This is a genomic window from Allobosea sp. BK604 (assembly GCF_004341515.1).
Classification (GTDB): domain Bacteria; phylum Pseudomonadota; class Alphaproteobacteria; order Rhizobiales; family Beijerinckiaceae; genus Allobosea.
Window position 1 is genome coordinate 230,783 of the sequence record NZ_SLZF01000013.1, and the last position, 14,934, is coordinate 245,716.

Sequence of the window (14,934 nt, forward strand, 5' to 3'; positions counted from 1 at the left end):
TCTGTTCGGATCGCGGTGCGCAGGCGTCGCTACTCCGCCGCCTTGACGATCAGCTCGGCGACCTCCTTGGGAAAGGACAACATCGCGACATGGCTGGACGGCACTTCGATCGCCGTGGCCTTGGCCGCCTTGACCTGGTCCCTTTGCAGGTCTGGCGAGATGATCGCGTCCTTCGCCGCGACGACCATGAAGGTCGGCTTATCCCGCCAGGCGGCGCGGCTCACGGGAGCCGTGGCGTTCCTGACATGGAACGGGCCCTGGGTCGCAGCCACGACGGCCTGCTCGTCCGGCGGGAGATCCGGCGCGAAATAGGTCCTGATGCCCTCGTCGCTGATCCTGAGATAGTCGTCCGCATCCTTGACGAAGGTCTTGCGGCCTTCCAGGGGCGGATATTTGGACGCCGTGCTCTGTAGCGACTCGCCCTTGTCGGGCGCGTAGGCCGCGACATAGACGAGCGATTTGACCTTGTCGTCCTGCCCGGCTTCGGTGATGACGACGCCGGCCCAGGAATGCCCGACGAGGACGACGGGGCCCTCCGCATTCCGGATCGCCCGCTTGGCCGCCGCGACGTCGTTCTCCAGCGAATCCAGCGGGTTCTGGACCGCAACGACTTTCAGGCCGGCCTTTTCGAGCTGCGGGATGACCTTGTGCCAGGACGAGCCGTCGGCGAAGGCGCCATGAACAAGCACCGCCGTCTTGGCTTTCAGCTCGGCGGCGGAAACTTGCGGAGCGATCGTCGCGAACGCGCCCAGGACGAGGCCGAGGCTGATGAAGGGATTGAGCGGTTTCATGGGTTTCGGGCCGCCTTTGCACGATCGAGTGCCGCGATCAGCTTTGCCGCGATCGGATGATCGGATCGCGGATACTGATAGCTTAGGCTTCGGCGATGCCGGCGTTAATTCTGGTAAATTGTTCCCCAGTCTCCACCCGCCGGAAAAGCTGATCATGGCTAGCTTTCCGCATTGAAACACGCATCTCGTCGCGATGACTCGCCTGCGGCTTCAATTACCTCCAGAAACGGAGCTGTTCGATCGGTGGGTTCGCGCGTCGGAATGAAGCGCTCTATCGGTCCCGCAGCACGACGCTGCGTTGCGAGCGGCTCAGCGACTGCGCCGTCTCGATCACCAGCGGCGCGAAGCGCTCCGCGAAGGCCTCGGTGCTCCAGTCATTGGTCGAGGCGGCGATATGGACGGCTGCGACCGGCCTGCCGGCTGCATCGGTGACGGCGGCGCCGACGGTGATTTCGCCCATCACGGTTTCCTCGACGGCCAGCCCGTAGCCGCTTCTCGCAGCCTCCTCGATCTTGCCCATGATCACGGCGGAATCGACGATCGTCTTCGGCGTCCGCTGCACGAGTTCGCACCTGGCGATCACCGCCTCCGCCTCGTCATGCGGAAGCTGGGCCAGGATGGAGCGGCCGCCGGCCGTGCAGAAGATCGGGATGCGCCGGCCGATCAGCGAGCTGTCGAAATACTCGCGCTTGGTCTGCTGACGGATCGCATAGATCGTGGTGGTCCCGTCATAGAGCGACAGGTTCGCCCGCTCGCCGCAGGAATTGCGCAGGTCGATCAGGGCCGGCGTCGCGAGCTCGACCAGCGGATTCGAGCGTAAATAGTAGAAGGCGAGGTCGAGCACCGGCTTGCCGAGCCGGAAACGCCGCGTCCGCTCGTCCTTCTCGAGATAGCCGAGCTGCCAGAGCGTATGCGCGAAGCGCTGCGTCGCGCTCTTGTCCAGGCCGGTATGGGCGGCGATCTCGCCCAGGCTCAGATCGGTCGTCGTCCGACCGAACGCCTCTAGCACCAGAAACGCCTTCGAGACCGAGGCGACATGAAGCGGATCGCTGCGCACGAATACCTTTAACGGTTTGTTGACAGAGGGAAGCGCGGTGCATTACGATTTTGCGAATTACAATGCAATATTTAAAATTAGAATGCAAGTAGAACAGGCAGGTGCCGATCTGCCGAGCAGGGGATGCCGCGATGTCGAGCAGTCACGTTGAAGCAAGCATGTCGTCCGCGGCCGCCGGCGCAGGACCGACCGACGCGGAAAGCCGCAAGGCCGTCGGGGCCGCGGTGCTCGGGAACATCCTGGAATGGTATGATTTCGCGATCTACGGCTATGTCGCGACGATCATCGCCAAGAAGTTCTTCCCCGGCGGCGACGAGGTCGGCGCGCTGCTCGCCACCTTCGCCACCTTCGGCATCGGCTTCGTCGCCCGGCCGCTCGGCGGCATCATCATCGGCCGCATGGGCGACGTGAAGGGCCGCAAGGCGGCGCTGCTGCTCACCATCTTCCTGATGGCCTTCGGCACCGTCGGCATCGGCCTGATCCCCGACTACAATTCGATCGGCATCCTCGCGCCGCTGCTGCTGGTGATCTGCCGGCTGATGCAGGGCTTTGCCGCCGGCGGCGAATGGGGCGGGGCGACGGCCTTCATCGTCGAATGGGCGCCGAAGGGCCGGCGCGGCTTCTTCGGCAGCTTCCAGCAGGCGAGCGTCGCCGGTGGCCTGCTGCTCGGCTCGGGCATCGCGGCTCTGCTCAGCACCATGCTGACGGTCGAGCAGATGGAAGGCTGGGGCTGGCGCGTGCCGTTCATCCTCGGCTTCGTGCTGCTGCCGGTCGGCATCTACATGCGCAGCAATATCGAGGAGACCCCGGCCTATCGCGAGGCGCAGGAAGCCGCGCCCCAGGACCAGACCCCGGGCTGGATCCTGGCGGCGAAGGCCTTCGGCTTCACCATCCTGTGGACGGTCTCCTATTACGTGATCCTCTACTACATGCCGACCTTCACCCAGCAGCATGCCGGCCTCAGCCGCACGGCGGCGCTGTGGTCGAACACGCTGGGCCTCGTCCTGCTGGTCGTCGCGATCCCGGTCATGGGCCTGCTCTCGGACCGGATCGGCCGCAAGCCGCTGCTGCTCGGCTGCTGCGTCGCCTTCGCGGTGCTGACCTATCCGCTCTTCGCCTACATGCTGTCGGGCGTGTCGCTGCCGGGCATCATCGCGGTCCAGCTCGTCTTCGGCCTGATGATCGCGATGTTCTCCGGTCCCGGCCCGGCCGCGATCGCCGAGATCTTCCCGACGCAGTCGCGCTCGACCTGGATGTCGACGGGCTACAGCCTGGCGACCAGCATCTTCGGCGGCTTCGCGCCGTTCATCGCGACCTGGCTGATCGCCAGGACCGGCTCGCCGATCTCGCCGACCTATTATCTCATCGTCGCCGCCATCGCCTCGGCCATCGTGATCGCGACCCTGCGCGAAACGGCGCATGACGACCTGCGCTGAGGCGCTCGAGAGCAAGGAGTGACATCATGAGCAATCCAGGTGCAGCGCCCGAACCCTGGCAATGGGAGGAGCCGCATTGGCGCAGGCTGGTCGATCAGGTCCGTGCCGGCAAGCGGCTGGCGCCCGCGCGCTGGAAAGACGGAGCGCGCTGCGCCGTGGCGCTCTCCTTCGACTCCGACCACGAGACCAACGAGCTGCGCGAGGGCGGCAAGTCGATCGGCCGGATGTCCTGGGGGCAGTACGGCAACCGGGTCGGCGTCCCCCGCCTGCTCGAGCTGCTGAAGCGCCATGACGTCAAGGCGAGCTTCTACGTGCCGGCCGTGGCAGCGCTGCTGCATCCCGACGAGCAGCGCCGGGTGATCGCGGAAGGCCACGAGATCGGTATCCATGGCTGGATCCACGAGCTGAACTCGGTACTCCCCTACGAGGCCGAGCGCGACCTGATGTTCCGCTCGACCGACACGCTGGAGACGATCACCGGCGTCCGGCCGGTCGGGCTGCGCACGCCGTCCTGGGATTTCAGCCCGAACACGCTGAGGATCGAGACCGAGCTCGGCCTGCTCTACGATTCCTCGCTGATGGCGGACGAGGATTGCTACGAGCTGGTCATGGACGGCACACCGACGGGGATCGTCGAGGTGCCGGTCGAATGGATCCGCGACGACGCGGTCTATTTCATGATGCACCGCTTCCAGTCGCTGCGGCCCTATACGGCGCCGAAGGACGTGCTCGACATTTTCCTGCGCGAGTTCGAGGCGGCCTATGAGGCCGGCGGGCTGTTCCAGCTCACCATGCATCCGCACATCATCACGCCGCGCTCGCGCATCTGGATCCTCGAAGAGGTCATCCGCCACGCCAAGGCCAAGGGCGATGTCTGGTTCGCGACCCATGCCGAGGTCGCGGCCTTCGTGAAGCAGGCCTGACCTGTCGCAGCGCCGCGCCGCCCTCAGGCCGCGCGGCCCTGCCGGCGCCGCAGCGTGTGCTGGTTCTCCGGGCGCGCGAGGCCGAGATGGTCGCGCAATGTCGTGCCGGCATAGTCGCTGCGGAACAGGCCGCGCTTCTGCAGCACCGGCACGACATGGTCGACGAAGGCTTCGAGCGAGCTCGGCAGTGCCGGCGGGATCAGGTTGAAGCCATCGGCCGCATCATTCCTGAACCAATGCTCGATCGTATCGGCGACCTGCTCCGGCGTGCCGGCGAAGATGCGGTGGCCGCGGCCGGCGCTCAGCCGGCGCAGCAGCTGCCGCACCGTGAGCGTCTCGCCGGCGAGGATGCGCTCGACCAGCTCGGCCCGGCTCTTCTGGTGCGGCGAGTTGACGAGGCCCGGCGGCAGCACGAAGGGGCGGTCGAGATCGCCGGCCTCCACGGTGGTGCCGAGGATGCGGCTGAGCTGCGCCAGCCCGTAGGTCGGGATGGTCAGGTTCTCGAAGCGCTCTTGCAGGGCGTGCGCCTCGGCCTCGGTGCCGCCGATGAAAGTCGAAAGCCCGGGCAGGATGACGACATGATCGGGATTGCGGCCAAGCTCGCGGGCGCGCTGCTTGACGTCGCGGTAGAAGGCGCGGGCATCGTCGAAATCCGGCTGAGCGGTGAAGATCGCGTCGGCATGGCGGGCGGCGAGGTCCTTGCCGGGCTCCGACGAGCCGGCCTGGAACAGGACCGGACGCCCCTGCGGCGAGCGCGGCACCTCCAGCGGACCGGCGACGCGATAATGGCTGCCGATATGGTCGGTGGTGTGGATCCGATCGCGATCGACGAAGACCCCGCCTTCCTTGTCGCCGACGATCGCGTCGTCTTCCCAGCTGTCCCAGAGCTTGGCCGTGACCTCCAGGAACTCCTGGGCCCTGGCATAGCGGGCATTCGGGTCGGGATGCGCGTCGAGTCCGAAATTGGCGGCCGCATCGGCATTGGCGGTGGTGACGACGTTCCAGGCGGCGCGGCCGCGGCTGACATGGTCGAGCGTCGCGAAGCGCCGGGCGAGGCCGTAGGGATCGTTATAGGTGGTCGAGGCCGTGGCGACGAGGCCGATCCGCTCGGTCACGGTCGAGAGCGCCGTGATCAGCGTGAACGGATCGAGCGCGTCGAAGGGGCGGTCCTCGGTGCGGTCCTTGAGCACCGGATGGTCGGCGAAGAAGATGGCGTCGAGCTTGCCGCGCTCGGCGATCTGGGCGAGCCGGATATAGTGGCCGATATCGGTGATGCCGGACAGCTCGGTTTCGGGCAGGCGCCAGGCCGCCTCGTGCTGGCCGATATTGCGCAGGAAGGCGTTGAGGTGAAGTTGGCGCGGCGCGGCGGTCATGGTGCGCTCCCTTGAACGGTTGGGTGATGGATCGGTCGCCCCGCGGATGGGGGCGGCGCGAGGCTCATTCGTTCGCGGTCTTGTCGGCCGCTGTGAGATTGGCAAAGCGCAGGTCGAACTCGTCCTCGGCCTTGAGTTGCCTGCCGGCGAAGGAGCCCGCCGCCTGGAGCACGTCGATCGTCTCCTGCTGGATGGCGATCAGCTCCCTGGTGAAGCCGGGGACGAAGGTCTCGCCCTGGGTGTCATAGGCGCTCGCCGCGTCCTCGGGCTTCAGCTTCTGGTTCCGGACGTAGTAGCCCTCGATCCAGGCATCCTTGTTGGCGTTCTTCCAGGCATGGGCCCGGTACCAGCGGATGACGAGGTCGCGGATCGCCGCTGCCTGGTCGGGATCGTCGAGCGCGGAGCGGGTCGCGTAGAGATAGGCGAGGTTGGGATTGGCGCCGGGCGCGCTGTCGAGTTCGAGTGCGTCGGTTCCCGGCACGCTCGCGAGATAGCGGCTTCGGTCGGGCTGCTTCAGGACGGCGGCGTCGATCTGGCGGCCGCGCAGGGCATCGGCGAATTCGGCGAGGCCGAGATTGATCGGCTGGATATCCTTGATCGTCAGGCCGGCCGCCTTGAGGTTGCGCAGCAGGATCGCCTGCTGGGCCGTGCCCTGGTTGATGCCGACCTTCCTGCCCTTGAGGTCTGCGAGCGCCTTGATGCCCGAGCCTGGGGCGGTGGTGATCAGCGAGCCGCTGCCGCGGCCCTGGACGGCGCCGACGATCAGCACATTGGCGTTGGAGAAATGTGCCAGGATCGGCGGCACGTCCCCGACCGCGCCGAGCTGGGCGGCTCCGGCGCGGATCGCCTCCAGCCGCAGCGGCCCACTGGAGAAATTGGCATAGCCGACCTTGGCGGCGAGCTTCTCCTGCTGGCCGGACTGTTCCAGCAGTGAACGCGCACCATTGGCGTCATCGGCGAGGATGATCGCCGTGCCGGGCTTGACCTCGCTGCGCAGCGGCGCAGAGGCCTGCGCTAGGGCCTGCCTTGCGGCCATGGGCGCGAGGCCGATCAGGGCGCCGCTGGCGGCAAGCCCTCCGAGCAGGGCGCGGCGATCCAGCCTGGTTCCGGTCATGGCGACTCCGTCAGTGATGTGTTGCGAGGGCTGCAGCGGGTTCCCGCTGCGGCTGTACGGGGAGGGTGCGGCCGGCTTCGACGCCGAGCCGGGCGAAGAGCTCGTCGCGCAACGCCTCGAATTCGGGCCCGCCACGATGGCGCGGGCGCGGTGTCGCGACGCGCCGGTCGAGCGCGATCTGGCCGGCATCGAGCAGCACGACCCGGTCGGCGAGCATGATCGCCTCCTCGACATCATGGGTGACGAGCAGGACCGACGGCGCATGCTTGCGGCAGATGATGGCGAGCAGGTCCTGCATCTGGATCTTGGTCAGCGCGTCCAGGGCGCTGAAGGGCTCGTCGGCGAGCAGAAGCTCGGGTTCCCGGACGAGCGAGCGGGCCAGCGCGACGCGCTGCTGCTCGCCGCCCGACAGGTTCTTCGGCCATTCCGCCTCTCGGCCGGCGAGTCCGACCTCGGCGAGCACGCCCTTGGCCCTGCGGGCGCCTTCAGGGGAATCGGTGCCGAGGAGCACGTTGTCGATCACCCGCGCCCAGGGCAGCAGCCGCGCGTCCTGGAACAGCACCGCCCGCCGTGCCGGCGCGACGATGCGCTCCTCCGCGGCCGCATCGTGATCGATGCCGGCGATGGCGCGCAGCAGCGTGCTCTTGCCGGAACCGCTGCGCCCGAGCATGGCGACGAATTCGCCCGGTGCGATGGTAAGGTCGAGGGCGTCGAGAACGATGCGCTCGCCGAAGCGGCGCGTCAGCTTCTCGACCCGGACGGCGGCAGTCGTGCTCATATCCGCAACCTTCACGCCTGCAGCACCTGGCGCCAGGACAGCGCCCTGCGCTCGAGGAAACGCACCGCCGAATCCGAGGCGAGGCCGAGCACGCCGTAGAGGACGAGGCCGACGAGGACGATCTCGGTCTGCCCGTAGATCCGCGCCTGGGTCATCATGAAGCCGATGCCGCTGGTGGCGTTGACGGTCTCGACCACGACCAGCGCTGTCCAGGCATGGGTGATGCCGAGGCGCAGGCCGACGAAGAAGCCCGGCAGCGAGCCCGGCAGGACGATGCGGCGCAGGAAGCGGCCCCGGCTGAAGCTGAGCGATTCCGCCAGCTCGACATAGCGCCGGTCGATGCCGCGCAGGGCGGCATGGGTATTGATGTAGATCGGCACCAGCACGCCGAGCGTGATGATGATGATCTTCATCTCCTCTCCGATGCCGAACCAGATGATGGCGAGCGGGATCAGCGCGAGATTGGGAATCGCGCGCTTGATCTGGACGAGCCCGTCCAGGAGCGCGTCGCCGATCCGCGTCAGGCCGGCGGCGAGCGCCAGCGCAAGTCCCGCCGTCACACCCCAGAACAGCCCGGACGCAGCCCGCTGCAGCGATGCGAGCAGATTGGCCTGAAGCTCGCCATTGCCGATGAGCTCCATGAACGAGCCCGCGACCACCTCCGGAGGCGAGATCTTGTGCGGACTGATCCAACCGAGACCGGACGCGACGAACCAGAGCAGCAGAACGAGCGCAGGTCCGAGTAGTCGCTGGCCGGGAACGGCTGGTCGCGGCGCAAGCCTCACCGGAGAAGCGGCGACCGATCGCGCTGGCTGCGAATGCTTATCGGACGACGCGATCGACCGATCAGAATAGGTTGTTGAAAGATTTGTCATTGCGCAATTCGTTGTAGAATCCACGTGGTAAGTCGTGAATTCATCATGAGCGTGTCATTCGCGAACTTGATCGATGTTAATCGGTCAAGCGGCGAGATTTAAATTATACTACGACTGAGATGTGCCGCTACTCAATGGAATGGACTACCAAATATTGCGCTGCTTCGATGCGAACATTCTCCCGCCAGGGCAGATGGCGGAGGATTGCTGGCTTGGAGGCGCTCGCAGCTCAAATTCTGGCGATCTGCCCGAGGTGCCGCTCTCCATGGTGGCGTCGAGCCGGCCTCTATTCGTCGCCGAGGCTGTAACAGCGTCGTCACGAACCCGGTCTAGCCCGTGAAGGTTACGCCGCGCGGAGGATGCCGCCGCGATCTTTCGGGGGAGAGGCGGGATGCGCTACGACATGATCGTGATCGGCAGCGGGCCTTCGGGCCGGCGCGCCGCGATTCAGGCCGCCAAGCTCGGCCGCTCGGTGCTGGTGGTCGAGAACCGGCTGCGCGTCGGTGGCGTCTCTGTCCATACCGGCACGATCCCGTCGAAGACCTTGCGCGAGACGGTGCTCAACCTCTCGGGCTGGCGCGAACGCGGCTTCTACGGCCTCGCCTATCGCGTGAAGAAGGATATCGAGGGCAAGGATCTCGGCGCGCGGCTCGCCAAGACGCTCGATTACGAGATCGACGTCCTCGAGCACCAGTTCGCCCGCAACGGCGTGCAGACCGCCGCCGGGGCGGCGCGTTTCCTCGATCCGCACCGCATCGAGGTCGCGCAGTCGAACGGCGAGACGCCCGAGTTCGCGGCGGACAAGATCGTCATCGCGGTCGGCACGAAGCCCTATCGCCCGGCCCATATCCCGTTCGACGATCATTCGGTGGTGGATTCGGACTCGCTCGTCGCCGAGACGCGCGTGCCGCGCAGCCTCGCTGTCGTCGGCGCCGGCGTGATCGGGCTCGAATACGCGACGATTTTCTCGGCGCTCGACGTTCCCGTCACGATCATCGAGCCGCGCACCAACTTCCTCGAATTCATCGACCGCGAGATCATCGAGGAGTTCATCCATGATCTGCGCAAGCGTGGCGTGAACTTCCGCCTCGGCTGCAAGCTCGAACGCGTCGATCGCGACGGGCAGGGCTGGCCGATCGCAATCCTCGACGATCAGCGCCGCATCCGCTCCGAGATGCTGCTCTATGCCGCCGGACGGGTCGGCGCCACCGCCGATCTCGGGCTCGAGAATGCCGGGCTGAGCACGGACGCGCGGGGTCGGCTGGCGGTCGACGCCGCGACCTTCCAGACGAGCGTGCCGCATATCTATGCGGCGGGCGACGTGATCGGCTTCCCGAGCCTCGCCTCGACCTCGATGGAACAGGGCCGCATCGCCGCCTGCCATGCCTTCGGCGCGCCGTTGATGCCGGCGCCGAAGTTCTTTCCCTACGGCATCTATGCGGTGCCGGAGATCTCGACAGTGGGTCTCACCGAGGAGCAGGTCCGCGCCCAGCAGATCCCCTACGAGGTCGGTGTCGCGCGCTTCCGCGAGACCTCGCGCGGCCACATCATGGGGCTGGAATCGGGCATGATGAAAATGCTCTTCGCCCTGGACGACCAGCGCCTTCTCGGCGTCCACATCGTCGGCGAGGGCGCGACCGAGTTGATCCATATCGGCCAGGCGGTGCTCAACCTGCGGGGCACGCTGGAATATTTCGTGCAGAATACGTTCAATTATCCCACGCTCGCCGAAGCCTACAAGATCGCTGCGCTCGACGCGTTCAACCGCATGCCGGCGGTGTGCCAGGCGGCGCCGAGCGAGATCCTAAGTGACCGGCTTACGACCCCCGCAGAGTGACAATTCGCGATCCCTTGGGGTGGTCGGCTGGCCCGTTTACGGGGGCAACTGGCATTTTTAGCCGACCCGTTGCCATCGGGTTACTATCCATCTCGAGGTGCAGTGCTCAGCCAACAACCATTCGCCTGTCATGCCCGCCAATTGAGTAAGATTTGCCGGCCGATGGGATTTTCTCAATCTACGGCTTGGATTCAATCGTCATTATAGTCTTCGCTCGAAGTGAATGATTGAAATCATCATTGTACCACACGGCCATGGCAATTTATGTCTGATTGAATTGGTGTTTCCGGACAGTGGTACCACGATAGATAACGCTTCGATGATCGGACCATACCCCCAAAGCGGAGCGCGACCCGATCGTAATATTCCACCCCGCAGGCATGGCCGATGTCGCCAGACAAGGTTGAAGCAGACTAGACTGGTTGCGGACCTCATATTCATGGGTCATGCTGAGTTTCGAGCTGCAGACCAATAAAATCGCTCGGCGTCGAAGTGCCTGGGAGGCGAGATGACTGACGGCTTGAAGACCGCTCTACTTCGGCACACGGCGCTTATCACACCATCGCTGGCACTTGCTTTAGCCTTGACCTCCTCGCTGTTGCCGTCCCCCGCTCGCGCTGAAGGCGGTGCAGGCAGCGGCGGAAGCACGATCTTCAGCCCAGGCGGCGCAGATAATCCCACCGGTCCCGGTGGTCCCGGCAGCGCACCCACCGATCCGGACGGATATGCCGGCGGTGGCGGCGGCGCCGGCGTGACCGGCGGAAGCGGTGCGGCCGGTGGCAATGTCGGTGGCGGCGCGGGCGTTGGCGGAACCGGCGGCGCCAGCGCCGGAGCGGCCGGCGTGGCCGGCGGCAATGCGACGACCGACCATTCGGGCAGCGGCGGCGGCGGCGGCGGTGCGCATGGCTTTAACGGCACCGGAGGCGCACTCCCGGGTGTAGCTGTCACGGGCGGCGCGGGTGGCGCAGGCGGCAGCGGCGGCGCTATTGGAACTTTTCGCGACGGTGGTGGCGGCGGTGCCGGCGGTTTCGGGGCCGTGCTCGATGCCACATCCGGCACGCTCGGTTTCGCGGTTTCCGGCGGCGCAGGGGGCGCAGGCGGCACGGCGAACGCGACGGATTCCTTCAGCGGCTCCGGCGGTTCCGGTGGTCTGGGCCTGCTGCTGCTGAACAGCACCAATTTTGCGATCAACGCCGCGGTGATCGGAGGTAATGGCGGTCAAGGCGGTGATATGACCGCCCTCTTCACCGGCAGTTCGGGCGGCGCGGGCGGCACGGGCCTGCTCGTCCAGAACGGCGGCAGCGTCACGGTCAATGCCGCCATCACCGGCGGCAACGGCGGTACGCATGGCTTCACCAACGGTACGGACGGCGCAGATGGAGCCGGCGGTGTCGGTATCATCGGCACGGGGTTGATGCTGACCCTCGGTTCCGGCGCGACGATCACGGGCGGCCTCTCCGGCGATGGTGTGACGCAAGCGAATGCGATTCAGCTGAACGGCTCGGGCAATCGGCTCGAACTCCAGGCCGGCGCGACGATTCTGGGCAATGTCCAGGCGGGTGGTGTCGCAGGCAATGCGCTGGTGCTGGGCGGCTCGGCCAATGGCAGCTTCAACGCCTCGCTGATCGGTCCGGCAGCGCAGTATCGCGGCTTCACCAGCTACGAGAAATCGGGCGCGAGCACCTGGATCCTGACCGGCGCCGGTAATCAGAATTGGGCGATCGTCGCCGGCACGTTGCAGGGCGACGCCACCAGCATGGCTGGAAACCTGACCTTCGCGAGCGGGGCCGGCAGCCGGGGCGCGATCTTCGACGAGGCTGTGTTCGGCACCTATGCCGGCGCCATCTCGGGCGATGGCAGCGTCACCAAGACCGGGGCAGGGGCGTTCAACCTGACGGGAACGATGCGCCATACCGGGGCGACATCGGTGCAGGCCGGCATCTTCAGGGCCCAGAACGACTTCGTCCTGTCCGCCAGCTCCGCCGTGACCGTCGCTGCGGGCGCAACGCTCGATCTCGCCGGCTACAGCCAGAGCATCGGATCGCTGTCCGGCGCCGGCGCCGTGACGCTCGGCATCGGGACGCTGTTCACCGGCACCGACAATTCCTCGACGACGTTCTCCGGCGTCATCTCCGAGGCTGGCGACCTTGTGAAGATCGGCTCCGGCACGCTCACCCTCACCGGTGCCAATACCTATGCTGGAACGACCACGATTACTGGTGGCGCGCTCGCAGTCGGTGGAGCCAGCGCGCTGGGAACGGGCGGCGTGATTCTGGCCGGCGGCAGCCTGCAATCCACGTTAGCCGGCGCGACCCTGGCCAATCCGATCTCGCTTGCCACCAACGGCACGGTCAGATCGAGCCTGGGCAATCTGACTCTGACTGGCCCGATCGTGCTCGGCGGCAATACCCTGACCGCCGCCAGCGACGCCGGAACCTTCCTTTCCATCGCCGGCATCGTCAGCGGCACCGGCGGCCTTTCGAAGATCGATCCGGGCACGCTGACGCTTTCGGGCGCGAACACCTATACCGGCCCGACAAACGTCAATGGCGGGCGGCTGATCCTGAACGGCGGATTGGCGCTGTCGGATATGGGCAGCGTCTCCGTCGCCGCGGGCGCGACCCTCGAGCTCCAGGCGGCCGAGACCATCGGCTCGCTTTCCGGTGCCGGCGGCGTGCTGCTCAACGCCAACCGGCTGACCGCCGGCGCCAATGGCGCGAGCACGGACTACTCCGGTGTCGCCAGCGGCACCGGCGGGCTCTCGAAATCCGGCGCGGGCGTGTTCACCCTGTCCGCGACTCAGGCCTATACCGGCGCGACCACGGTCGATGCAGGCACGCTGGTGGTGAATGGCTCGATCGCCACGTCGTCCGGCCTGACGGTGGCGGCCGGCGCGACGATCGCGGGCTCGGGCGCGCTGCCCTCGACGACGATCAGCGGCACGCTGGCGCCCGGCAACTCGCCGGGAACATTGACGGTGAACGGCAACCTGACGTTCAATCCCGGCTCGACCTATGTCGCCGAGATCCAGGGCGCTACGGCCGATCGCGTGAACGTCACGGGCACCGCCTCGCTCGCCGGCACGCTGCGCATCGTTCCCCTCGGCGGCGCCTATCTGTTCTCCTCGCCCTACACCCTGCTTTCGGCGACGGCAGGGCGCACCGGCACCTTCAGCCCGGTCGAGACGACCGGCAGCTTCGGCGACGGCGTCACGACCAGTGTCGACTACACCACGACCGACGTGCAGCTGACTCTGATGCCGAAGCCGCTCGCGCCGATCATCGATCCGACCGTGCCGTCCTCGCCGTCGAACCCGCAATTCGGTATCGGCCACCCGACCAATGTCTACGCCGTCGCCTCGGCGATCGACCGTGCCGTGGCGAACGGCGCCAATCCATCCGCCCTGTTCGCGATCTATAATCTGCCGGCGGCTGCGATCCCGGCAGCCGTGAACCAGCTTTCGGGCGAGGTGCATACGGCTGTGCCTGCCATGGCCAACAATGCGGCCGACCAGTTCCTGCGCACCATGCTGGACGGGGGTGGTGTCGGGCGCCTTGCCGGGCAGCCGGGTGGCCCTGCCGGTGCGGCAGGCTTCACGGCCGATCTGCCAACGAAGATGGATGGGCCGGGCCGGCCGAGCTTCGATCCGACGCGCTTCTCGGTCTGGGGTGCGACCTTCGGCTCGACCGGGCGCACTGACGGCGACGCGACCGTGGGTTCGGCGAACCGGACCCTCTATGATGGCCACGTCGCCGTGGGCGCAGATGTCCGCCTCGGCACCAACACCGTGATCGGCGCCGCGGTCGCTGGCGGCCAGTCGCGCGCCACGCTCTCGGCCGGGTTGGGCAAGGCCGAAGCCGATGTGTTCCAGGCCGGCCTCTACGGGCAAACCAGGCTCGGAACCCTCAACCTCGCCGCCGCGCTGGCCTATGCGAACCTCTCTACGGACACGACCCGCTCCATTCCTGCGCTCGGCCTCGCCGGGGTCACCGCCTCCTACACGACGCAGGCCTGGAGTGGGCGCATCGAGGCGAGCCTTCCCGTCATCACGTGGAGCGGTATCACCTTGTCGCCGCTCGCCGCCTTCCAGGCCGTCCGCGCCAGCAGTCCATCCGCGGTCGAGCGCGATTGGCTGGGCGTGAGCCCCGGCACCCTGACCCTGGCGCGGCGGTCCGATATGGTCAGCCGCAGCGAGCTCGGCCTTCAGCTTGACGCCAACCTGCTTGCCGGCGCCATGCCGGTCACGGGCTTCGTGCGCGCCGCCTGGGCCCACTACTACCAGCGTGACGCCGACCTCCTGGCCTCCCTCAACGGCCTGCCCGGCGCCAGTTTCGCGATCACGGGCGCGAGACCCGATCGCAATTCGGCCCTGCTGGCGGCGGGCGCCGACATCCGGCTCAGCCCCAGCGTCCGGCTCGGCATGCGCGTCGATTCCGAGCTATCGTCAAATACCCATCGGATCGGCGGAACTGCGAAACTGAGCGTCAGTTTCTAAGGCTGGCCGGCGGCTGGCAGCCAACGGGCCGTTTGCCTTCTGGCCTGGAGCACGCGCCGATCTGATCGCGAGGCGATCAGATCGGATCAGGCGTTCTCTATCAATCGTTGAGAGGCGGATTCACCGATCAGGTTGCTTCAACCTGATCGGATCACGCGTTAGCTAGAGCATTTTCGAGCGAAGTGGATACCGGTTCGCGTGAAGAAAATGCGTCAAAACAAGTAGATAGAGAATTTTCGCGATTCGAAGAAACGC

Annotated in this window: 10 protein-coding genes; 4 read left to right on the forward strand and 6 right to left on the reverse strand. The window is 66.6% G+C overall.

Features of this window, described 5'->3' with window-relative positions:
- Positions 1 to 29 precede the first annotated feature (29 nt).
- Together EV560_RS31985 and EV560_RS31990 are read right to left on the reverse strand one after the other, a co-directional pair.
- Complete coding sequence (locus EV560_RS31985; protein ID WP_131859895.1) at positions 30 to 791, reverse strand: alpha/beta fold hydrolase; 762 nt, start codon at positions 789 to 791, stop codon at positions 30 to 32.
- A 271-nt stretch (positions 792 to 1,062) separates the two neighbouring features.
- A complete protein-coding gene (locus EV560_RS31990; RefSeq protein WP_131859896.1) occupies positions 1,063 to 1,848 on the reverse strand; it encodes an IclR family transcriptional regulator in 786 nt (261 codons plus the stop codon).
- Between the two features lie 158 nt (positions 1,849 to 2,006).
- Here EV560_RS31990 and EV560_RS31995 point away from each other — a divergent pair, with 158 nt between their 5' ends.
- Positions 2,007 to 3,284: an MFS transporter gene (locus EV560_RS31995; RefSeq protein ID WP_207908169.1), complete on the forward strand. Its 1,278-nt coding sequence runs from the start codon at positions 2,007 to 2,009 to the stop codon at positions 3,282 to 3,284.
- A 26-nt stretch (positions 3,285 to 3,310) separates the two neighbouring features.
- Complete coding sequence (locus EV560_RS32000) at positions 3,311 to 4,207, forward strand: polysaccharide deacetylase family protein (protein ID WP_131859898.1); 897 nt, start codon at positions 3,311 to 3,313, stop codon at positions 4,205 to 4,207.
- A gap of 23 nt (positions 4,208 to 4,230) precedes the next feature.
- Here the strand turns inward: EV560_RS32000 and EV560_RS32005 are convergent, their stop codons facing one another.
- The 4 genes from EV560_RS32005 to EV560_RS32020 all read right to left on the reverse strand — a co-directional run bounded on the left by EV560_RS32005 (position 4,231) and on the right by EV560_RS32020 (position 8,257).
- Positions 4,231 to 5,580, reverse strand: a complete 1,350-nt coding sequence (locus EV560_RS32005; RefSeq protein ID WP_131859899.1) for an LLM class flavin-dependent oxidoreductase — start codon at positions 5,578 to 5,580, stop codon at positions 4,231 to 4,233.
- Between the two features lie 64 nt (positions 5,581 to 5,644).
- Positions 5,645 to 6,694 (reverse strand): ABC transporter substrate-binding protein, encoded by a 1,050-nt coding sequence (locus EV560_RS32010; RefSeq protein ID WP_207908170.1) that lies wholly within the window; start codon positions 6,692 to 6,694, stop codon positions 5,645 to 5,647.
- Between the two features lie 10 nt (positions 6,695 to 6,704).
- Positions 6,705 to 7,508 carry an ABC transporter ATP-binding protein gene (locus EV560_RS32015; protein ID WP_465247060.1) on the reverse strand — a complete coding sequence of 268 codons (804 nt, stop codon included), beginning with the start codon at positions 7,506 to 7,508 and terminating at the stop codon, positions 6,705 to 6,707.
- The gene (locus EV560_RS32020) at positions 7,484 to 8,257 is read right to left on the reverse strand and encodes an ABC transporter permease (RefSeq protein WP_248312309.1); all 774 of its coding nucleotides are present in this window, start codon (positions 8,255 to 8,257) and stop codon (positions 7,484 to 7,486) included. The genes EV560_RS32015 and EV560_RS32020 overlap by 25 nt, the downstream gene beginning before the upstream one ends.
- Positions 8,258 to 8,738: 481 nt before the next feature.
- On the opposite strand from EV560_RS32020, the gene sthA reads away from it, so the two are divergent.
- Positions 8,739 to 10,184 (forward strand): Si-specific NAD(P)(+) transhydrogenase, encoded by a 1,446-nt coding sequence (gene sthA / locus EV560_RS32025; RefSeq protein WP_131859902.1) that lies wholly within the window; start codon positions 8,739 to 8,741, stop codon positions 10,182 to 10,184.
- Between the two features lie 751 nt (positions 10,185 to 10,935).
- Positions 10,936 to 14,679, forward strand: coding sequence for an autotransporter outer membrane beta-barrel domain-containing protein (locus tag EV560_RS32030; protein ID WP_131859903.1), 3,744 nt, complete (start codon positions 10,936 to 10,938; stop codon positions 14,677 to 14,679).
- Positions 14,680 to 14,934 lie beyond the last annotated feature (255 nt).